This is a genomic window from Segatella copri (genome assembly GCF_026015465.1).
Taxonomy (GTDB): domain Bacteria; phylum Bacteroidota; class Bacteroidia; order Bacteroidales; family Bacteroidaceae; genus Prevotella; species Prevotella copri_E.
The window spans coordinates 367,513-390,103 of the sequence record NZ_JAPDUQ010000001.1; the positions used below are offsets into that span (position 1 = coordinate 367,513).

Consider the following 22,591-nt stretch of genomic DNA (forward strand, 5'->3'; position numbering starts at 1 on the left):
GGACGGCCATATACTTAATCGTTAAGAGGCAACGAATTAACCGTTGTGCTTCTTCATGATCTTAATCAACTCAACAACCTTGTGTGAGTAACCAATCTCGTTGTCATACCAAGAAACAACCTTAACGAAGTTGTCTGTCAAATAAACACCTGCGTTAGCGTCGAAGATAGATGTCAAAGCGCAACCCAAGAAGTCAGAAGAAACAACAGCATCCTCTGTGTAACCGAGTACACCCTTCAACTCACCCTCAGAAGCAGCCTTCATAGCAGCGCAGATAGCCTCCTTAGAAGCAGCCTTCTTCAAGTTAACTGTCAAGTCAACAACAGATACGTCCAAAGTAGGAACACGCATAGAGATACCTGTCAACTTACCGTTCAACTCAGGGATAACCTTACCTACAGCCTTAGCAGCACCTGTAGAAGAAGGGATGATGTTGCCAGCAGCTGCACGGCCACCACGCCAGTCCTTCATAGATGGACCATCAACAGTCTTCTGTGTAGCAGTTGTAGAGTGAACAGTTGTCATCAAACCTGTCTCGATACCGAAGTTATCGTTCAATACCTTAGCGATAGGAGCCAAGCAGTTTGTTGTACAAGAAGCGTTAGAAACGATCTTCTGACCATTGTACTTGTCAGTGTTAACACCGCAAACGAACATATCAGCCTGGTTACCGTTAGCGTCAGCCTTAGAAGGAGCAGAAAGTACTACGTACTTAGCACCAGCCTTCAAGTGCTTCTCAGCCTTGTCATAAGCGAGGAAGAGACCTGTAGACTCAACTACGTACTCAGCACCAACCTCATCCCACTTCAAGTTCTCTGGATCACGCTCAGCAGTAACACGGATGTGGTTACCGTTAACGATCAACTCGTTCTTCTCAACGTCAGCCTCGATAGTACCGTCGAACTGACCGTGCATTGTATCATACTTCAACATGTAAGCCATGTAATCTACTGGGCACAAGTCATTGATAGCTACTACCTGTACTTCCTTTGCGTTCTCAGCCTCAACTGTAGAACGGAATACGAAACGACCGATACGGCCAAATCCGTTAATACCAATCTTAATCATTGTTCTTAATATTTAAATTAAAAGTTTAATAAAAATTACTTTTTTAACTGCTTTCGAGCGTTCATCCGATGCTGAAACATTCAAAATTTTACGCCTTAGAGCATTTTTTCTTCTTTTCGAGCGCAAAGTTACTAATTTTTTTCTAACTTTGCAACCAGAATTAGTATTAAATAAGTTAAAAAAGAATATTAGAGTTTTAATATTGGCATTATTTTCACTCATTACATGCCATACTGACAACTCCATATTGCAAAAAGCAAAGAAAAAAACTCTGCATTCTACACCTTATTATATATATAAGAAAAGAGAAAAAGAAGAACTATCAAACTATAGTTATAATTAAAAAGATAAAAGTATGAGTAAATTTTTGAATGAATTCAAGGAATTCGCCATGCGTGGCAATGTGCTCGACATGGCTGTCGGTGTCATCATCGGTGGTGCCTTTGGCAAAATCGTAAGCTCTGTTGTTGATGACGTCATCATGCCTCCTATAGGATGGCTGATTGGCGGCGTGAATTTCGCCGACCTCAAATTCACCCTACCTACCGTCAATGTAGCGGGTGAGGAACTGAAGGCGGCTACCATCAACTACGGTAACTTCCTCCAGACCTGTTTCGACTTCCTCATCGTTGCCTTCTGTATCTTCATGCTCATCAAGGTGGTGAACAAGATTTCCAAGAAGAAGGAAGAGGAAAAACCGGCAGAAGCTCCTAAGGCTCCGGAGCCAAGCAATGAAGAAAAACTTCTCATGGAAATACGTGATCTCCTGAAGAACCAGAAATAAGAATAAAAAAAGTCGCCCTCTTTGAAGGCGACTTTTTATTCTGTTTATTCCCACTCAATTGTCGAAGGTGGTTTTGAAGAGATGTCATAACATACACGGTTTACACCCTTCACCTTATTAATAATCTCATTACTTACCTTAGCCATGAAATCATAAGGAAGATGTGCCCAGTCAGCAGTCATCGCATCAGTACTGGTTACAGCACGCAAGGCAACCGGGTGCTCGTATGTACGCTCATCCCCCATCACACCTACTGAACGGACAGTAGAAAGCAATACGGTACCAGCCTGCCAGATCTGATCGTAGAGAGAAACCTCGATCTCGCCATTCTGCATGTCAGCAGGAACACCGGCAGCCAGGACGCGACGAGCTTCCTCACCACTCAACTTCACTTTATACTCACGCAAGCCACGGATATAGATATCGTCAGCATCCTGAAGGATACGTACCTTCTCAGGAGTGATGTCGCCCAAGATACGGACAGCCAAACCAGGACCTGGGAATGGGTGACGAGTAATCAGGTGCTCTGGCATACCCATAGAGCGACCTACACGGCGAACCTCATCCTTGAACAGCCACTTCAAAGGCTCACACAACTGAAGGTTCATCTCCTTAGGAAGACCACCTACGTTGTGATGACTCTTGATCACCTTACCGGTGATATTCAAGCTCTCGATACGGTCAGGATAGATGGTACCCTGAGCCAACCACTTGGCACCAGTCTGCTTTTTAGCCTCAGCATTGAAAACCTCCACGAAGTCGCGGCCGATAATCTTACGTTTCTCCTCAGGGTCAGTAACACCAGCCAGGTCAGCAAAGAACTTCTCTGATGCATCCACGCCGATTACATTCAAGCCCAAACACTTGTAGTCTTCCATCACGTCACGGAACTCATTCTTGCGCAACATACCATGATCTACGAAGATACAGGTAAGGTTCTTACCGATAGCCTTGTTCAGGAGAACGGCAGCCACACTGGAGTCAACACCGCCAGAAAGACCGAGGATAACCTTATCGTCGCCCAACTGTTCCTTCAACTCAGCAACTGTTGTCTCAACAAAAGAGTCAGCACTCCAGTCCTGCTTACTTCCGCAGATATCAACCACGAAGTTCTTCAAGAGCTGTGTACCCTGCAAAGAGTGGAACACTTCTGGGTGGAACTGTACTGCCCATACAGGCTGTTTGGTAGAAGCATAAGCAGCATACTTCACATTAGCAGTAGAAGCGATGCACTTGTAATCATCAGGGATAGCAGTGATGGTATCACCATGGCTCATCCAAACCTGAGAGCTCTCGATGAATCCCTTGAACAAAGGATTCTCCTTATCGAAATGCTCCAAGTTGGCACGACCATACTCACGGCTGTCAGCAGCCTCCACCTTACCGCCCTGGGCGTAAGAGAGGAACTGAGCACCGTAGCAGATGCCGAGTACAGGAATGCGACCGATAAACTGGCTCAGATCTACCTTGAAAGCTTCCGGATCATGAACGGAATAAGGGCTACCGCTCAAGATGACACCAATGACTGATGGGTCATCCTTTGGAAACTTGTTGTAAGGCATGATCTCGCAGAAGGTATCGAGTTCACGGACACGACGGCCGATGAGCTGTGTGGTCTGTGAACCGAAATCCAAAATAATAATCTTCTGTTGCATAATATCTAATTTTAATTTACAGTTTACAATTTATAGTTTATAGTAATCTTGCTATACGGCATAACCGCTATTAACTATAAACTACTAACTAACGATTTCAGAAATGCTTCCGCCTCTTTCAGCGTCTCCTGCTTTCCCACATCCATCAGCTTGAGGTCGTTCTTTACATATCCCTCTATGCGCACCTTGTCGCAATGCTTCAGATAGAAGTCCATGATAGGGAACTTGTCCGGTTCCTCCTCCATCAATGGAAAGAGCGATGGAGCAACCATGTGGATGCCCGAGAAAGCATACATCTTATAATCTTTGGGATTGAGATCAGGATAAGGACTCTTCACCTCGCCCGTTTCTATATTCGTCCATCCCACCAGTTGCATACTGTCATCAAAGAGCAGATAGCGCTTGGTCTTGCGTTCGCTCACCATCAGGCGGGCAGCAATCATATCCCTGCTCTCCATCTGGTAGAATTTCTTCAGATCTACATTACTCAGAATATCCACGTTGTGGATAAGAATAGGCTCTGACTGGTTGAAGAGCGGCCATGCCTTCCGGATACCTCCACCCGTTTCGAGCAGCTTTTCACTCTCATCACTGATACGGATGTCCATACCGAAGTTGTCATGTGCTCTGAGATAATCGATAATTTGTTGGGAGAAATGATGCACGTTCACTACAATGCGAGTGAAACCGGCATCCTTCAACTGAAAGATGACACGTTTGAGCAAAGGTTCTCCCCCGACACTTACCAGAGCCTTCGGAATGCGGTCGGTAAGTGGCTTAAGGCGAGTGCCCAAACCTGCTGCGAATATCATTGCTTGCATCATTGCTAAATAGCTATTTTAAAATGTGCGTGCAAATTTACTAACTTTTTGCGAGATAGCCAAATTTGCACGCTATTTTCTATTGTTTTGCCGGCAAAACCTGTTCAATATGCTGTTCACGATGACAAATCTGCACTTCTACACCAAACTTCCGGTGAATATGTTCGGCAAGATGCTGCGCAGAATATACACTGCGATGCTGACCGCCTGTACATCCGAAACAGAACATCAGAGAGGTGAAACCACGCTGCATGTAGCGGTTTACATGATGGTCGGCAAGTGCATAAACATGATCCAGGAACTTCAATATCTCACCATCATCCTCCAGGAATCGGATAACAGGCTCATCCAGACCCGTCAACTTCTTATAAGGCTCGTATCTGCCAGGGTTATGGGTACTTCTGCAGTCGAAGACATAACCTCCACCATTGCCCGACGGATCTTCTGGAATGCCCTTACGGAAAGAAAAACTATATACTCTTACCACCAGCGGTCCCTTACCATCATATTTAGAATAGGTGGCAGGTCCGTCCTGCGGATGCGCACGATAGATATTATTGTCGGTAGTCTTATAGCCGTCTGCACGACTCAGCGCCACACTCTCTATCACCTTGAACTGTGGCAATTCGGTCAGCCTTCTCAACATATCCATCATATAAGGATAAGGGAATACCTTGTCACCCATCTTCAGAAGATCTCGCAGATTCTGGATAGCTGGCGGAATACTGTCGATGAAATGCTTCTTGCGTTCGAAATAGCCACGGAATCCGTAGGCGCCCAAAACCTGCAAGGTACGGAAGAGCACAAAAAGACTCAACCGGTTTACAAAATGGCGCACCGATGGTACCTCGGTATAATGCTTCAATGACTGGTAGTATTCCCAAACCAGTTCTCTGCGCAGTTTGAACGGATACTTAGCAGATGCCTGCCAGAGGAATGAGGCGAGGTCATAATAGAACGGTCCTTTTCTACCGCCCTGAAAATCAATAAAGTATGGATTCCCCTTATCATCCAGCATGATGTTGCGCGCCTGAAAATCGCGATAAAGGAAACAATCCATCGGTTCTGATGTCAGATCCTTGGCAAAAAGCCGGAAGTTGGCTTCGAGCTTTAGTTCGTGAAAATCCAAATCGGTAGGCTTCAGAAAACAATACTTGAAGTAGTTGAGGTCGAAGAGCACACTGTCTACATCGAATTCTGGCTGCGGATAGCAGTTCTGCCAATCCAATCCTCTTGCACCGCGAATCTGGATATTCGGAAGTTCACGAATGGTTTTCTTAAGGAGTTCCTTCTCTTTCTGATTGTAACGTCCGCCCGCATCTCGTCCGCCCTTGATGGCATCGAAAAGCGAAGTACCACCAAGGTCTGTCTGAAGATAGCAGAGTTCATCATCGCTCACCGCCAGAATCTGGGGAACAGGCAACTGTCTGAGCTGGAAATGCTGAGCCAGATATACAAAGGCATGATCCTCATCACGACTGGTTCCTATCACACCAATTACCGTATCACCATCATGCCCAATGATACGGAAATACTGCCGGTTACTCCCCTGCCCTGCCAATTTTATGACATCAGCCGGTTCTTCACCCGCCCATTTCTTATATAGATCAATCAGCTTTTCCATCATTATTCAGTTTACGTCGTTTCCGATCATCATCAATCTTCTGTGCGAAGTTATCTCCGATAAAGAGAAGCAATAAGATACCCAGCGTAGTAAGGAACGAGTTTGTAGTAGTCATTCCCAACTCTGCCTTTGTAATATAAATGAGTCCTCCGATAACAATCAGAAAGACCACTGCTTTTTTCCAATCAATATTGTTCATGCTATGAATTTTCTATTATGCTGCAAAATTACACAATTAAATTGAGAAAACAAAATAAAAACAAAAAAAATCGGATGTCTCACGACAACCGATTTCCAAAAACAAACTACTTAAAAACTAATCTACTAAAACAAATCAAAAAAATATCTTTGCCATCCCTTCGGATGATACTTTCTTTTATTTACGATGCAAAGTTACAAAAAAAGATTATTCGAACCAAATAATTTTGCTATTTTTTGCATCTTTATGACTAAAAAAACAAAAAAAATAGGGATAATTCTCTGAGAATCACCCCTATTTGATATTTTCGCTTTGCAAACTCGCAGTCTTACGATGTGCTTTGTTTGCGCAAATTATTCATCTAATTACATCATGCCACCCATACCTGGTGCTGCAGCTGGTGCAACTGGTGCAGGCTCTGGTTTGTCAACCAACACACACTCTGTTGTCAGGAACAAGCCTGCAATAGAAGCAGCATTCTCCAAAGCTACACGCTCTACCTTGGCAGGATCTACGATACCAGCCTGACGCATATCTTCGTAAACGTCCTTGCGGGCATTGTAACCGAAGTCACCCTCGCCCTCGCGTACCTTATTTACTACTACAGAACCCTCGCCACCGGCATTGGCAACAATCTGACGGAGAGGCTCCTCAATAGCACGCTCTACGATACGGATACCTGTTGTCTCGTCAGCGTTATCACCCTTCATATCCTTCAATGCTTCGAGAGCACGGATATAAGTAGTTCCACCACCAGCAACGATACCTTCCTCGATAGCGGCACGGGTAGCGCAGAGTGCATCATCAACACGATCCTTCTTCTCCTTCATCTCAACCTCAGAGTTGGCACCTACATAAAGGACAGCTACACCACCGGCGAGCTTAGCCAGACGCTCCTGAAGTTTCTCCTTATCATATGAAGACTTGGTATTCTCAATTTCGTTCTTGATCTGAGCTACGCGATCCTGGATATTAGCCTTCTCGCCATGACCATTAACGATAGTTGTATTGTCCTTGTTGACGGTAACCTTGTCTGCTGAACCCAGCATATCCAAAGTTGCCTGCTCCAACTTCAAGCCCTTCTCCTCAGAGATAACAACACCGCCTGTCAATACTGCGATATCCTCCAACATGGCCTTGCGACGGTCACCGAAGCCTGGAGCCTTCACAGCGCAAATTTTCAAACCGCCACGCAAACGGTTAACTACCAAAGTAGTCAAAGCCTCAGAATCAACATCCTCAGCGATAACCAACAAAGGACGACCACTCTCAGCAGCAGGCTGGAGAATTGGCAAGAACTCCTTCAAGTTAGAAATCTTCTTATCATAAAGAAGGATGTATGGGTTATCCATTACACACTCCATCTTGTCTGCATCTGTCATGAAGTAACCGCTCAAGTAACCACGGTCAAACTGCATACCCTCAACAACACCGATGTTGGTATCACGGCTCTTGCTCTCCTCGATAGTGATGACACCATCCTTAGAAACCTTGCGCATTGCGTCAGCCAAGAGCTTACCAATCTCAGCATCATTATTGGCAGAAACAGTAGCCACCTGCTCAATCTTATCGTAGTTGTCGTCTACCTGTTCAGCATGTTCCTTGATGAAGGCAACAACAGCAGCTACAGCCTTGTCAATACCACGCTTCAAGTCCATTGGGTTTGCGCCTGCAGTAACGTTCTTCAAGCCCTCTGTTACGATAGCCTGAGTCAGGATAGTAGCAGTTGTTGTACCATCACCGGCATCATCACCAGTCTTACTAGCAACGCTCTTAACAAGCTGAGCACCAGTATTTTCGAATTTATTTTCTAACTCTACTTCCTTAGCCACGGTAACACCATCCTTAGTAATTTGAGGAGCACCAAACTTCTTTTCGATTACCACGTTGCGGCCCTTAGGACCGAGAGTTACCTTTACTGCATTTGCCAACTGATCAACACCCTTCTTCAAGAGGTCGCGGGCATCCATATTATATTTAATATCTTTAGCCATTTTCTTTTATCTTTTTAATGTTGAATGTTAAATGTTGAATGTTGAGTTAAAACAAAGCAATTGAATCCTTCACTCTTCGTTCTTCACTCTTCACTTATTCTTACTCTTCTACTACAGCGAGTACATCGCTCTGACGCATCATGATATATTTAGTACCATCGAATTCGAGTTCTGTGCCAGCATACTTACCATAGAGTACGGTATCACCTTCTTTGAGAATCATCTCTTCGTCTTTCGTACCCTTACCTGTAGCAACGACCTTACCACGCTGTGGTTTCTCTTTTGCTGTATCAGGGATAATAATTCCACCTACTTTTTCTTCAGCTGGTGCGGGAAGTACCAGCACTCTGTCTGCTAATGGTTTAATGTTCATGATTCTATAATATTTTAATTGTTATACATTTATTTTGCCAACAGGTATTGCTACCCGTCACCCCGCCAGTATACGAAAAACGTGCCAAAGCATCCATACTGACACTTTGACACGTTTAAATACTGACATTATATCACAAAAGCTTGTGTTTTATTTCATTTTCCATTGATAATCGAATCTTTCAATATCCTCCTCAACCAGTGGATTACCATTCTGAACTTCGATGAAAGTCAGCTGTGTAATCGCCTTGATGGCATGATAATGCTCCAGAGGAATCACCACGGTATCACCAGCCTTCACATGTTTCTCCTCACCATCAAGTACAAAGATGCCATCACCTTCTACGAATGTCCACACCTCTGAGCGATGGTGATGAAGCTGATAACTGATATTCTTACCTGGCTTCAAGGTAATACTCTTGGTGAGCGAATGATTGCCGTCAGCATACTCAGAATCGTCAATCACCCGATAAGTACCCCACCTTCTTTCCTCATACATCGGACGCGGAGTAAGATGTTCTACCGCCTTCTTGATGTCCTCGGAATATTTCTTTGCACAGACGAAGATGCCATCAGGACTCGCTGCAACAACAGCATCCTTCAAGCCATCCACATACAGAGGCAACTGGAGTTCGTTGATGACATGCGTATTCTCGCAATGACTTCCCATCACCGCATTACCGATACTGGCATGGTGCAGCTCATCAGTGAGTGTATTCCAGGTACCCAGGTCCTTCCATTCACCATTAAACGGTACTACCGCTACCGATTCAGCCTTCTCCGCCACCTCGTAGTCGAAAGAGATTTTTGGAAATTCGCTATATCTTGCACGAGTATCTTCAAAGTTCTCACTCTGCATATACTTACGTACAATCTGCATCATATAGCCCAAACGGAAAGCGAAGACACCACCATTCCAGTAAGCACCCTCCTCCAGGAGTTTCTCTGCTGTAGGCACATCCGGTTTCTCGGTAAATCTCTTCACTATCTGATACTTCTCTCCTTCAGCAAAAGGAACCACATAACCATATTTTGCACTTGGATAAGTAGGTTTGATACCCATCAGCACGAGGTCGGCGACGTTTTTCTCCACACATTCCACCATACGGGCTATAGTATGGAAATATTCCAACTCGGTATAAGGATCACAAGGCATAATAACCACAACCTCGTCATCCTCACATTTCTTCTTCAGTTTCAGATAACTTGCAGCTAAAGCGATAGCAGGGAAAGTATCACGCCTCTCCGGTTCGGTAACCACAGAAACCCGCTCTCCCAGCTGGTTCTGGATGATATCCAGCTGACTGGCGTTTGTAGCAAGCGTAATATCGTTGGTCAGATTTGCTTCCTGAGCTTGACGTACCACGCGCTGAACCATACTTTCCATCTCCCCGTTCTCCTTTTCGAGCAATGGCAAGAACTGTTTGCTTCTAGCATTATTGCTAAGTGGCCATAGCCTTTTACCCGAGCCACCCGATAATAAAATTAATTGCATATTATTACTATTTAAATCGTTTATTGTTCATACTTAAGATTTCACAAATTAACAATGAGAGACAGCATCACATCAGGAGTTTACCCCCAGTACCAACAGGTCTCAAAGAAGAATCATCCGTGATAATCCGGCTGCAAAAGTACGTTTTTCTTTTGAGACCACCAAGCAATTTCTAAAAAAACTACCTATTCATATAAAAATATCTAGATATGCGCAAGAAAGTAAAAAGGAAGAAAAAATATCCCTCAAATCCGCAACCTATAGGGTTTAGTGGGATTTTGCTTGTAAAACGACAAAATTCATTTTATTGTACATATTTCTTGCATAACAGAAATGTCGCAGACACAAAATCCCCTTACCCCATAAAGCGACTTGAGGTAATACGCTGGTTTAACCAGAAAAGCATGGTCTTTAACCAAAGTCTGTCTTGAACAGGTTGGCATAAGCATTGTTGTCTGAGTAAATGTTCAATACATGCCTACGTGATGTCTTAATCCATTTCGCAGGAACAGAGATGAACTTGAAAACAAAGGTCTTGATTCTGCTGGTGGCACGCAATCCAAATTCATGGGTTTTCAATCTCTGCATAATAGCTTTGTAGAAGTTTCTGATGAGAGCTGTCATAAGCAGGAATACAGTATTCTGTGCCATGAACGATTTTGGCAATCGATTCCAGCCAAAGTCATTGTTCATGTCATCGAAGATGCGTTCCTTGCCACCACGAAGATTGTAGAATTCCACGATGTCTCTTGCACTCGACTTGTAATCGTTAGTCAGTATACATCTGTAGGTATATTCGCCTTCCCAAATGTCAAGGTCTCCATCTATTCGCCTTTGTCTCTGTATGACAAGACGATACGGTTTTCCTTTCCATTTCTCAACAAGGATAGAATTCAACTCAAACTCAATACCGTTGATTTCAACAGTTTTCCATCCAGTTAAGGCAAACATGGAATCGTAGAAAGAAGAGCATCTGTTGGCACGAATATAAAAATACCTGCAATGAGCCTCTACCATATCTACGATTTCCTCCGAACATGAGCCGCAATCCATGCGGGCACGAGAAATATATATTTCCGAAGCCTCCAATCGCTTGAAGATTCTTTCCAAAGTTTCTTTTTGGTTGAAGCGCACGTTTGTGTTGCCGTCTCTATTTTCAATACCAACAATCATGTCGTTAATGACAGCTACACCTGGACTATAGCCCAAGAACTTCTTGTAGGTTGGTTTTGCATCATACTTCTCTGTTTCAATGAACTGATGGTCAAAGTCAAAATCATACTCTTGACCGGATTTCAATTGACCAGTAGCAAGCAGGGCATTGACCAGTAAGCAGTTCATCTTGTCTGCAGTATTGAAATCATAGGATTTGCCAGAAGCAGACTTATAGGTGATGCTCTTAAAGGTCAGTTCTTCGATAGCACGTAATATGGTGTCTGCGCTGCAAGTGCGAAGAGTTGGATGAAGAGATAAATGTTTCATCAGGTGAGTTGTAACATCCTCAATACATGAGCCACCACAAAGATATACGCACATCAGAGAACGTAGAATCTCGCTATATTGATAACCAAACAATGTGCATCTCAATCCCAAGGTAGAATCTATTGTTTGAGCTAAAAGAGAATCAAATTGCTCCATAATAGAAAAAATTCCTCCAAAAGGAGTGAGTTTCTCAGATTTTATTTGTACTTTTGCCATGTCATTCAGAATTTTGTTTGTTTTTATTTTGCAACACTAAGATAAGTGAAATTTCTGACATGGCAAAATCCTGAGCAACTTTTTGTTGCTCAGGTGCTTATAAAAAATATTAAATTATAGTGTTGCGGAAATTAGAATATCATTTAAACAGATAAAAAACAAGAAAAGCTGGTTCAAGTTGGTTCAAGTTGGTTTATTTCGATATTTTTTTGCTGATTTATTTCCGATTTTCAACAATTATTATTACCTTTGCGACCAAATATCAGTTTAAGCATACCTCAAATAACTTAAAAAGATATATAAATAATTAGGAGCATAATAAACATAAGCAAATGACGAACAAGCATTATAAAGGAAATGAAATGATAAGGAGACTGGTGATAGGTGCCGATTTCGTTATTCTCAACATCGTACTGTTGTTCTATACCCAATATGGTCAAGAACTCATACCCGCGTATTTCGACAAAGCAACAAAGATTACCTTTTTTGTTGCCAATGCAGCCTTGTTCCTAGGCGAATACTTCTATTCCACCATCATTCATGTCAGAAAGATCGGGTTCCTGCAGGTTACAAGGCGTACTTTATATCTGTCTGCAGCAACAACATTCTGTTTCTTTACCTTCTCAAGACTACTCGGTCACGGGGAAAAGATGTTCTCCTTCAGCATTATCTTCGGCATAACATTCTATCTGTCTCTCATCATAAGCCGACTCTGCGAGCTCAAATTACTAAAGTATTTCCGTTCTAAGGGCCTCAACTCACGCACCGTCATCTTTGTAGGTAACGATCCTGCCGTGAGCGAGATGTACAAGACGATGACAGAAGATCCCTCGGCAGGTTATATCGTAAAAGGATATTATGCAGATGAAGACATCACTGATAATCCGGAAGGGTTGAAAAGAATAGGAAACATGAAACAGCTCAAAGAGATTATCTCTTCTACCATGAATGATACCATCAATGGTGAACCTTCCAATATTGACGAGGTTTTCTGCTGCCTGTCGCATAAAGATCCTGAGATCATCAATATCATACACTTCTGTGATAAGAATGTGATACACTTCTACTACCTGCCACGTGTGTTTGGTGAGTACAAATTGCATCTTGATGCCCAGAATTTCATGGGAAGGACGGTATATTCAAACCGCATAGAACCCCTAACAAGCACGTCAAACCGCATTATCAAGCGTAGCTTCGACATCGTGGTGAGCGGGCTTGTATGTTTGTGCGTTCTACCATTCATTCCATTCATAGCTCTCATCATCAAGATTCAGAGTCCTGGTCCAATTTTCTTCAAACAGGCAAGAACGGGTCTGAATGGTGATACCTTCTACTGTCTTAAATTCCGTTCCATGCATGTGAACAAGGATGCAGACAAGGCACAGGCAACAAAGAACGACCCACGTAAATTTGCTTTCGGCAACTTTATGAGAAAGACGAACATAGATGAGTTTCCTCAATTCTTCAATGTTCTTAAGGGAGACATGAGTATTGTGGGTCCGCGCCCTCACATGCTGCATCATACAGAGGTGTATGGAAGCCTGATAGATAAGTATATGGTTCGCCACTTCTCCAAGCCTGGTATCACAGGTTGGGCTCAGGTTACCGGGTTCCGTGGTGAGACCAAGGAGCTCTGGCAGATGGAGGAACGTATCCGCCGTGATATCTGGTATATAGAGAACTGGTCGTTCTGGCTTGATATCAAGATTATCTTCATGACAGCCAAGAGCATTATCTGCCCTGACAAGAATGCTTATTAGGAGTCTAGAAAAAGAGGATGTTCCATAAGCTTGGAAAATAATTGGCGCACAACAGTTGGTCACCGCATGCACATCAGCTGTTGTGCGACCGGAGATACTAACTGTCCCAACAACATATACTAGCTCTTTCAACAACATATACTAGATATACTAGCTCTTCCAACAACATATCCTAGCTTTTCCAACAACATAACCTAGCTCTTCCAGCAACATATACTAGCTCTTTCAACAACAAGAAGAGGGTGTATCATTAACTTATGACACACCCTCTTTTTAGGTATTCTCTTTACTTATTACTTACCTCAGTTCGGGATAAGAAATAGTGCCTAAAAAAGTTGGTAATCTCCGATATTTTTTGTATCTTTGTAGTTGAAATCCAATTAGTTACAAACATAAAAAGATATCATTATGGAGATTACCAAGGACAAAGTTACAGAATTATTTTGTATTATTGATGAATTTTACAAAGTTTTTGATGCTGAAAATGCAGGAAAATTGCTTTTGGGTGAAGATGGAGTAAAGCGCAGACGACGTAAAGCCTCTTTATCTGATAGTGAAATCATGACGATTTTGCTGTATTTCCATTTCGGCTCGTTCCGAAACTTCAAGCATTATTACCTATTCTTTATTAGAGGAACTTTGAAGTCATATTTTCCAAATGCGGTGTCTTATAACCGTTTTGTAGAACTTGAAAGTCGCGTATTCTTCCCTCTCATGTTCTTCCTGAATCTCCGTGCTTTTGGCAGATGTACAGGTATAACCTTTGTTGATTCAACCATGATACCAATATGCCACAATCTCAGGCGTTATGCCAACAAAGTGTTCAAAGGCATTGCCACAGACGGAAAGGGAACAATGGGATGGTGTCATGGGTTCAAGCTACATCTGGCTTGTAATGATAGAGGTGAGATAATTGCTTTTGTTCTCACTGGTGCAAACGTCAGCGACAAAGATCCAGCGGTATTCGATGTGTTGGCTAAACGTCTGTATGGCAAGCTGTTTGCTGACAAAGGCTATATCTCGCAAAAACTCTTCGATTCGCTTTTTGAGGAAGGCATCCAGTTGGTAACAGGACTGAGAGTGAACATGAAGAACAAACTAATGCCGTTCTATGACAAGATGATGCTACGCAAAAGATACATCATTGAAACGATTAATGACCTGTTGAAAAATACGGCTCAGATAGTACATTCACGTCACAGGTCTGTTGCGAATTTCATCATAAATATTATTTCTGCATTAGGGGCATACTGTTTCTTTGACAACAAGCCCAAGGCACTTACTGGATACGTTATCGAAGATACGAAACAGCTTAGTCTTTTCTAACATTGCATATTTTACAGGAGGATTTTGTCTCAGCAACCATCCAAGATATATAGATGGTTGCCAAGCCTCTGTATCCCTTATATAAAAACATTATAAAGCCTTTAGATAGAGTTCGTTATCCCGAACTGAGGTATTACTTAGATTACTTAGACGGAAGCCTGTTGAGCCAACAGGTAAGGTCATTCAGCATTTGGTCGTGATATGGGAAACCATGGGCGGCATCGCGGAATCCCCATCCATGTCCGGCAGTCGGATAGATATGCATGGTACACTCGTTGCCCGCCTTGCTCATGGCAGAATAATAGGCTACGCCATTGGTTACAGGAGGAACAACCTTATCATCAAAAGACATCAGTATGATGGCACGAGGGGTAAGATTAGGACGAACAGCCTTGTCGTTAGACCACTCTTCTACCAGTTTCTTATTGGTATTACGCTCTTCACCCAAGAAATTCACACATGATCCCTTATGAGAGATACGCTCATCCATTGAAATCACCGGATAGAAAAGAATCGAGAAATCAGGTCGCACAGCCGCCTCAGCATGAGTACTGACGGAAGAAGCTAAATGTCCACCGGCAGAAAAGCCCATGATACCAACATCTTCCTTATTTATTCTCCATACGGCAGAACTATCACGTACGGTACGCATCGCCTGATAAGCATCACTCAACGGAATATTACGATTTCCATAAGGCATTCTGTACTTCAGAACAAAGAAGGCGATACCCTGTTTATTGAAATACTCGGCCCACTGATGCCCCTCATGATCCATCGCAAGATGGGAATACCCACCTCCAGGACAATCTACTACAGCTCTTCCTGAAGGATTCTTAGGAAGATAACAGGTAAGTTCACTCTGGCCATCGCTGCTGTTCTTAAATACGAACTTGCGAGCTGTGGATTGCGCTGATGCTGATATTGCTGTCAGCATCAGAAGAAAAGAAATCATGGTCTTTTTCATTTTTCTTTTTTTGTTATGTTGTTTATATCTTTATTCTGTTTTGCTAAGATAATGCAAAGATAGGCATTTTTTCGTTAACCCTATGTTATTTTTTCTTCTTTTTTTGGTGTTTTTGTTCCAATCGCTTTGATTATTGGTTCTTTTTTGCTATATTTGCAGAAAAATTGCTGTAAACGGCAATCGGAGAAAACATCTCTCTTCTGCCGCTGGCATTTATTTAGAAGTCTCACTTATAAAATATTGACATAGAATAATGAAGGATTTTTTCAAGAACGTGGCAGCCACTATCGTAGGACTGTTTGCCTTCGGGCTGATCATGACCATCCTGGGATTCATCTGTATCATCGGAATGGTGGCATCGAGCAACAGTAAACCGGCACTGAAAGACAATGCGGTGATGGTGATGAAACTACAAGGACAGATTGAAGACCGTACTGAAGACAACTGGCTCGGCGAACTGACAGGCGAGCAGTTTAACAACATAGGCATGAACAGGATTCTCTCTTCTATCCGCAAGGCAAAAAATGAGGATAAAGTGAAGGGCATCTATCTGGAAACAGGTATTTTGGAGACAGATTATGCCACTTTGCAGGAAATAAGAAATGCACTTGCCGATTTCAAGAAGAGCGGCAAATGGATTATCGCATATGGTGATGCTCTCTCACAGGGTGGATATTATCTGGCTTCGGTTGCCAACAAGGTATATGTAAACCCAGAAGGCAATGTGGACTGGCATGGTATTGCATCGCAGCCACAATATATCAAAGATGTAGCAGCCAAGTTTGGCGTTCACTTTACGGTAGTGAAGGTAGGCAAATACAAAAGCTATACTGAAACATACACCGAAGACAAAATGTCGGATGCCAACAGAGAGCAGGTTTCACGCTATATTAGTGGACTCTGGCTACAGATGTTGGGAGATGTGAGCAAAAGCAGAAACATCAGCAAGGATTCACTGAACCGCTATGCTGACGGGCTGATGGTGTTTGATGATACCAAACTCCTGAAATCTCGAAAGATGGTAGATGGATTCTGCTATTATGATGAAATAAGAGACGTGGTGAAGAAACAGTTAGGACTGAAGGCAGACGATACCATCAATCAGGTTGACTATAACGACGTAGATATGACTATAGACGACTCGAATCTGATGGGCGAAGAGATTGCCGTATACTACTGTCAGGGGTCCATTGTCAGGATGGAGACTCCTAGCATCTATGATTCTGAGCAACAGATAGTAAGTACAAAGGTCATCAAGGACCTTCAGGAACTTGCAGATAACAGTCAGGTAAAGGCCGTAGTTCTGCGTATCAATTCGGGCGGTGGCGATGCCTATGCTTCGGAACAGATCTGGAGAGCAGTTAAAGAATTAAATAAAAAGAAGCCGGTAGTGGTTTCGATGGGTGGTATGGCAGCATCGGGTGCTTATTATATGAGTATGGGTGCCCAATATATCATGGCACAACCTACAACATTGACCGGCAGCATCGGTATCTTTGGAGCCCTGCCAGATTTCAGTGACCTGATGACAAAGAAGTTAGGCTTCAAGTATGATGAAGTGAAGACCAACCGCAACAGTACCTATGCCTCTGCAGGCATGTCACGCCCATGGAGTGCAGAAGAGATTGCCAGCATGCAAAACTATGTAAACCGTGGATATAGCCTCTTCCGCAATCGTGTGGCTGAGGGCAGAAAAATGAGTACCGAACAGGTTGAGAAGATTGCTCAAGGAAGAGTATGGCTGGGTACAGACGCCAAGAAGATCAAGTTAATTGATGGATTCGGCGGCTTGAGCGACGCCATCGACAAGGCTGCAGAATTGGCTCATCTCAGCAGTTATCAGGCGGTAGAATATCCGGCATTGGCTGGATGGATGGAACAGTTGCTGGATATGGCGGGCGGAAACAAGGGAACATATCTCGACGAACAGTTGCGTCTGGCATTGGGTGATCTCTACCAGCCATTCATCATGATACGCAATATGAAGGAGAAAGAGCCTATACAGGCTGCACTTCCTTACGTACTGAACATACAATAACATTTATAATAAGGTATGCGTACATTAATATATAGACATACCGAATTAAGAGAAAGGAAACAGACATGAGAACAGAAGGCGATCTTATCAAGATCAACGACTGGCTGCTACCACTGAGTTGGATTTATGGCGGCATGGTCAGATTTCGCAATTGGCTCTTCGATATCGGACTGAAAAAGAGTCAGTCATTCTCAATCCCGATCATTTCTGTGGGTAACATCACGGTGGGCGGATCGGGCAAGACTCCCCATGTGGAGTATCTGATACGCTTGTTGCACGACAAGGTTAAGATAGCTGTGCTATCACGTGGTTACAAAAGAAAGACCAGTGGCTATGTGCTGGCAGATAAAGATACGACAATGTCAGAGATTGGCGATGAACCCTTCCAGATGCACAGCAAGTTTGACGATATCTATGTAGCCGTAGACGCTAAGCGTGTGAGAGGAATCGAAAAGTTGCAGAATGAAGAACCGACCAAGGATGTAGATGTAGTATTACTGGATGATGCCTTTCAGCATCGCTATGTGAAGCCAGGTATCAACATTCTGCTGGTAGATTACCACCGTCTGATCATCTATGACAAGATGTTGCCAGCAGGAAGACTGAGAGAACCTCTAAGCGGTAAGAACCGTGCAGACATTGTGATTATCACTAAATGTCCAAAGGACCTGAAGCCAATGGAATTTCGAGTACTCACCAAGGCTATGGACCTTTATCCTTTCCAGAAGCTCTACTTCACCTGCATCAACTATGATACGCCAAAGGGAGTTTTCGAAGACCAGCAGATAGCGAAGGAGGAGTTGAAAAACTACCATGCTCTGCTGGTTACTGGTATCGCATCGCCTAAGCAGATGGAACACGACCTGAAGCCAATGGTCAAGAGTATGCAGTCGCTGAGTTTCGGTGATCACCATCGCTTCAAGAATAAAGACATCACACGCATCAACGAGGCGTTTGAACAGATGCAAGAACCCCGTCTGATTATCACGACAGAGAAAGATGCCGTGAGACTAAAAGAGACAGAGGGACTCTATGAAATAGTTAAGAAAAGCATATACGAACTGCCTATCAAGGTAAGTTTCATGCTGGAACAAGAAGATAATTTTAACGACAAAATCATTAGCTATGTACGAAAAAATTCAAGAAACAGCATCCTGGCTAAAAGAAAGGATGACAACAAGTCCGAAGACAGCAATCATACTGGGAACCGGTCTCGGACAATTAGCTTCAGAAATAACTGACAGTTATGAATTTCCATATAGTGAAATACCAAACTTCCCAGTATCTACCGTTCAAGGTCATGCAGGCAAACTGATTTTCGGTAAGTTAGGAGGTAAAGATATCATGGCTATGGAAGGAAGATTCCATTACTATGAAGGATATGACATGAAGGCTGTAACCTTCCCAGAACGTGTGATGTACGAGTTGGGCATTGAAACCCTCTTTGTAAGCAACGCTTCGGGCGGTATGAATCCGGAATTCCAGATTGGAGACCTGATGATTATCGATGATCACATCAACTTCTTCCCAGAACATCCATTGCGCGGAAAGAACTTCCCTACCGGTCCACGTTTCCCGGATATGCACGAAGCATACGACAAGAAACTCCGCGACCTTGCCGACGATATCGCTAAGGAGAAGGGAATTGATGCAAAGCATGGCGTATATGTTGGCGTTCAGGGACCTACCTTCGAGACACCGGCAGAGTATCGCATGTATCGTGTATTGGGTGGTGACGCTGTAGGTATGAGTACTGTACCTGAAGTGATTGTTGCCCGCCATTGTGGAATCAAGGTTTTCGGCATCAGCATCATCACCGATCTTGGCGGTTTCGATGTACCTGTAGAAGTCAGTCATGAGGAAGTGCAGATTGCAGCCAATGCCGCACAGCCTAAGATGACAGAGATTATGCGAGAAATCATCCGCAGATCTTAAGTATAAATTATAAACTATTATTTATTTTGGATATCTCAAAGTTAGGTGAATTCGGTCTTATAAACCATCTCACCAAAGGTTATGAAAAGAAAAACGAGTCTACAGTTTATGGTGTAGGCGACGATTGTGCCGTGATGCATTATCCAGACAAGGAGGTGCTCATGACTACAGATATGCTGATGGAGGGCGTACATTTCGACCTTACCTATATTGACATGGTTCACTTGGGTTACAAGAGTGCAATGGTAAACATCAGTGATATCTTTGCTATGAACGGAACCCCACGTCAGATGGTAGTAAGCATAGCATTGAGTAAACGATTCAAAGTAGAAGACATTGATGAATTCTATAAGGGTCTTCGAATGGCATGCGACAAATGGGGAGTAGATATCGTGGGAGGTGATACTACCTCTTCTCTCACCGGTTTAGCCATCAGTATTACTTGTATCGGAGAAGCAGCAAAAGAAGAAATCGTATATCGCAACGGAGCCAAGGAAACAGACCTGATCTGTGTGTCGGGCGACTTGGGCGGTGCCTATATGGGACTTCAACTGCTGGAACGCGAAAAGGCAGTATACTACGGACAGATAGAAGATATCCGAAAGAAGATGGCTGAGGCTAAAGCAAATGGTGATAACGAGAAACTGGCTCTTCTGAACAGAGACTTAGAGAATATGCGCAACTTCCAGCCAGATTTCGCCGGCAAGGAATATCTCTTGGAAAGACAACTGCAGCCTGAGGCACGCGGAGATGTGATAGCACAACTGCGTGAGGCAGGTATCCGTCCTACCGCCATGATGGATGTGAGCGATGGTCTGAGCAGTGAATTGATGCATATCTGCGAACAGAGTCATTGCGGATGCAGAGTATATGAGAAGAACATACCTATCGACTACCAGACAGCCGTGCAGGCAGAAGAATTCAATATGAACCTTACCACCTGTGCTATGAATGGTGGCGAAGATTATGAACTTCTCTTTACCGTACCTATCGGTGACCACGAGAAGATTGAGACTATGGAGGGTGTAAGGCAGATTGGCTACATCACCAAAGAAAATCTGGGCAAGTTCCTCATTACCAGAGACGGACAGGAATTTGAACTGAAAGCACAAGGTTGGAATCCGCTGAAAGATTAATTTCAAGCAAGGGGATATTTAGTTAATAAACATTAAGCAAGAGAAAATATTTCGTTTTCTCTTGCTCAATTAAAATATTTATTGTACCTTTGCAACCGCAAAAAGCAAGATGGTGCCATAGCTCAGTTGGTAGAGCAAAGGACTGAAAATCCTTGTGTCCCCGGTTCGATTCCTGGTGGTACCACTCCTCCTTTCATAAAAGGCGGTTACTAACTGTGGTTAGGGCCGTCTTTTTTTTATATCCACACCTTAAGGTAACAGATATTACAAACAAGACAAAGTATAGAATTTATTAAACAAACTAAACTTAAAAAGCTTATGAAGAAGATTTTAATAGCTTTATTGGTCTGTTTCTCATTTGTGACAGCCAATGCTAAAGATTACAGTAAGTATTATCAGAACTTACCAGTTCAGATGCAGCAACCAACATTGCCTAGCATCCCAGACAATCATGTCAGTATCTTAGAATGTGGCGGTAATGGTGACGGACTCACCATGAATACCCAGGCATTTGCCAAAGCCATCAGCAAACTGAACAAGATGGGCGGCGGTCATCTTAATGTGCCTGCAGGTATCTACCTCACCGGTCTCATCTCACTGAAGGACAATATTGACCTGCATCTGGAAAAAAATGCCATCATCGTTCTTTCTGAAGACAAGAACGACCATTTCAAGATAGACAAGACCACAGGTAAAAAAGAAAGCCGTGCTACTCCAGCCATCAATGCCAGCAAGAGAAAAAATATCTCCATCACAGGCGAGGGCACCATTGACGGAAACGGAGAATGGTGGAGACCGGTAAAGCGCAGTAAGGTTAGTGACGTAGAATGGAAAGAATTCCAGGCTATGGGCGGAACACTGAATGAGAAGGGTAACATCTGGTATCCTTTCAACCTGAAGCACGAACCTAATGTGGCTGAGAATATGGACGAACAGGAGAAAACCCGAACACACATGATCAGATTCACCAGTTGCGAGAATGTGCTCGTACAGGGTGTTACACTTCTGAATAGTCCTAAATTCCATATCATCCCTACCCGATGCAAGAATGTGACTATCGACGGAATCACCGTAAAATGTCCTTGGAATGCCCAGAACGGTGATGCGATTGACATCTCAAGCTGTAAGGATGTACTCATCGTAAACAATGTGATTGATGCAGGTGATGATGGTATCTGCATGAAGGGTGGCGCAGGCGCAGCAGGTGTGGCAGCAGGTCCTTGTGAAAACATCAATATCCAGGACAACACCGTATACCATGCCCATGGAGGTTTTGTTATCGGCAGCGAGTTCTCTGGCGGCATGAAGAGTATTATTGTTCGCAACAATACTTTCCAGGGAACAGATACCGGTTTACGCTTTAAAAGTGCAGTGAAGAGAGGTGGAACATCAGAGAACATCTATATCGACCATATCTACATGACCGATATCAAGGATGCAGCCATCACCTTTGAGACCACTTATTTTGACAACCACGTAGGTGCCCAGAAGCAGACAACTCCCGTAAAGCAGGAATTCCTGCCAAACTTTCAGGATATCCACATGAGCAACATCTACGTACGAGGTTGCAAAACAGGTATTGAAGCACATGGTGCAGAAGGTATGGTACACGATATCACCATCAAGAACTCCAATATCTTTTACACCAAGGAAGCCAAGAATATTGATGCAACCTGCAAGATTCAGTTGGAAAACGTACGTTTTGAAAGTTTCGCAAAGTAA

Annotated in this window: 18 protein-coding genes and 1 tRNA gene; 9 read left to right on the top strand and 10 right to left on the bottom strand. The window is 43.4% G+C overall.

Features of this window, described 5'->3' with window-relative positions; translation table 11 throughout:
* Positions 1–36: 36 nt before the first annotated feature.
* Complete coding sequence (gene gap, locus ONT08_RS01505) at positions 37–1,068, bottom strand: type I glyceraldehyde-3-phosphate dehydrogenase (protein ID WP_117662844.1); 1,032 nt, start codon at positions 1,066–1,068, stop codon at positions 37–39.
* A gap of 355 nt (positions 1,069–1,423) precedes the next feature.
* On the opposite strand from gap, the gene mscL reads away from it, so the two are divergent.
* Positions 1,424–1,852: a large-conductance mechanosensitive channel protein MscL gene (gene mscL, locus ONT08_RS01510; RefSeq protein ID WP_117588102.1), complete on the top strand. Its 429-nt coding sequence runs from the start codon at positions 1,424–1,426 to the stop codon at positions 1,850–1,852.
* A 44-nt stretch (positions 1,853–1,896) separates the two neighbouring features.
* Here mscL and guaA read toward each other — a convergent pair whose 3' ends face one another.
* The 8 genes from guaA to ONT08_RS01550 all read right to left on the bottom strand — a co-directional run bounded on the left by guaA (position 1,897) and on the right by ONT08_RS01550 (position 11,710).
* Complete coding sequence (guaA, locus tag ONT08_RS01515; protein ID WP_264958930.1) at positions 1,897–3,507, bottom strand: glutamine-hydrolyzing GMP synthase; 1,611 nt, start codon at positions 3,505–3,507, stop codon at positions 1,897–1,899.
* 74 nt (positions 3,508–3,581) lie between these two features.
* Positions 3,582–4,331, bottom strand: a complete 750-nt coding sequence (locus ONT08_RS01520; protein ID WP_264958932.1) for a nucleotidyltransferase family protein — start codon at positions 4,329–4,331, stop codon at positions 3,582–3,584.
* Positions 4,332–4,407: 76 nt separating this feature from the next.
* The gene (locus tag ONT08_RS01525; protein WP_118085972.1) at positions 4,408–5,952 is read right to left on the bottom strand and encodes a RapZ C-terminal domain-containing protein; all 1,545 of its coding nucleotides are present in this window, start codon (positions 5,950–5,952) and stop codon (positions 4,408–4,410) included.
* Positions 5,936–6,151 (bottom strand): hypothetical protein, encoded by a 216-nt coding sequence (locus ONT08_RS01530; protein WP_006846290.1) that lies wholly within the window; start codon positions 6,149–6,151, stop codon positions 5,936–5,938. Before ONT08_RS01530 ends, ONT08_RS01525 begins: the two co-directional genes overlap by 17 nt.
* A 365-nt stretch (positions 6,152–6,516) precedes the next feature.
* The gene (gene groL / locus ONT08_RS01535) at positions 6,517–8,145 is read right to left on the bottom strand and encodes a chaperonin GroEL (protein WP_117692011.1); all 1,629 of its coding nucleotides are present in this window, start codon (positions 8,143–8,145) and stop codon (positions 6,517–6,519) included.
* A 100-nt stretch (positions 8,146–8,245) separates the two neighbouring features.
* Positions 8,246–8,518 carry a co-chaperone GroES gene (locus ONT08_RS01540; RefSeq protein ID WP_006846288.1) on the bottom strand — a complete coding sequence of 91 codons (273 nt, stop codon included), beginning with the start codon at positions 8,516–8,518 and terminating at the stop codon, positions 8,246–8,248.
* 150 nt (positions 8,519–8,668) lie between these two features.
* Complete coding sequence (locus ONT08_RS01545) at positions 8,669–10,012, bottom strand: sugar phosphate nucleotidyltransferase (RefSeq protein ID WP_117586678.1); 1,344 nt, start codon at positions 10,010–10,012, stop codon at positions 8,669–8,671.
* Between the two features lie 411 nt (positions 10,013–10,423).
* Positions 10,424–11,710, bottom strand: coding sequence for an IS1380 family transposase (locus ONT08_RS01550; RefSeq protein ID WP_264958933.1), 1,287 nt, complete (start codon positions 11,708–11,710; stop codon positions 10,424–10,426).
* A 332-nt stretch (positions 11,711–12,042) separates the two neighbouring features.
* On the opposite strand from ONT08_RS01550, the gene ONT08_RS01555 reads away from it, so the two are divergent.
* Positions 12,043–13,470, top strand: a complete 1,428-nt coding sequence (locus ONT08_RS01555; RefSeq protein WP_264958934.1) for an undecaprenyl-phosphate glucose phosphotransferase — start codon at positions 12,043–12,045, stop codon at positions 13,468–13,470.
* Between the two features lie 408 nt (positions 13,471–13,878).
* Positions 13,879–14,796 (top strand): IS982 family transposase, encoded by a 918-nt coding sequence (locus ONT08_RS01560; protein WP_119250497.1) that lies wholly within the window; start codon positions 13,879–13,881, stop codon positions 14,794–14,796.
* Positions 14,797–14,938: 142 nt separating this feature from the next.
* On the opposite strand, the gene ONT08_RS01565 is transcribed toward ONT08_RS01560, so the two are convergent.
* The gene (locus ONT08_RS01565) at positions 14,939–15,760 is read right to left on the bottom strand and encodes an alpha/beta hydrolase (protein WP_264958936.1); all 822 of its coding nucleotides are present in this window, start codon (positions 15,758–15,760) and stop codon (positions 14,939–14,941) included.
* A 253-nt stretch (positions 15,761–16,013) separates the two neighbouring features.
* Between ONT08_RS01565 and sppA the strand changes: the two genes are divergently transcribed.
* The 6 genes from sppA (at position 16,014) to ONT08_RS01595 (ending at position 22,591) form a co-directional block, all read left to right on the top strand.
* Entirely contained in the window at positions 16,014–17,798 is a 1,785-nt protein-coding gene (gene sppA, locus ONT08_RS01570) for a signal peptide peptidase SppA (protein ID WP_117586680.1), read from the top strand.
* 65 nt (positions 17,799–17,863) lie between these two features.
* Complete coding sequence (lpxK, locus tag ONT08_RS01575; RefSeq protein WP_117586681.1) at positions 17,864–19,039, top strand: tetraacyldisaccharide 4'-kinase; 1,176 nt, start codon at positions 17,864–17,866, stop codon at positions 19,037–19,039.
* Positions 18,924–19,733 (top strand): purine-nucleoside phosphorylase, encoded by an 810-nt coding sequence (locus ONT08_RS01580; RefSeq protein ID WP_082231209.1) that lies wholly within the window; start codon positions 18,924–18,926, stop codon positions 19,731–19,733. Before lpxK ends, ONT08_RS01580 begins: the two co-directional genes overlap by 116 nt.
* 23 nt (positions 19,734–19,756) lie before the next feature.
* Entirely contained in the window at positions 19,757–20,869 is a 1,113-nt protein-coding gene (gene thiL / locus ONT08_RS01585) for a thiamine-phosphate kinase (RefSeq protein WP_040552461.1), read from the top strand.
* Positions 20,870–20,980: 111 nt separating this feature from the next.
* Positions 20,981–21,053 (top strand) — tRNA-Phe (locus tag ONT08_RS01590).
* A 134-nt stretch (positions 21,054–21,187) separates the two neighbouring features.
* Complete coding sequence (locus ONT08_RS01595) at positions 21,188–22,591, top strand: glycoside hydrolase family 28 protein (protein ID WP_264958939.1); 1,404 nt, start codon at positions 21,188–21,190, stop codon at positions 22,589–22,591.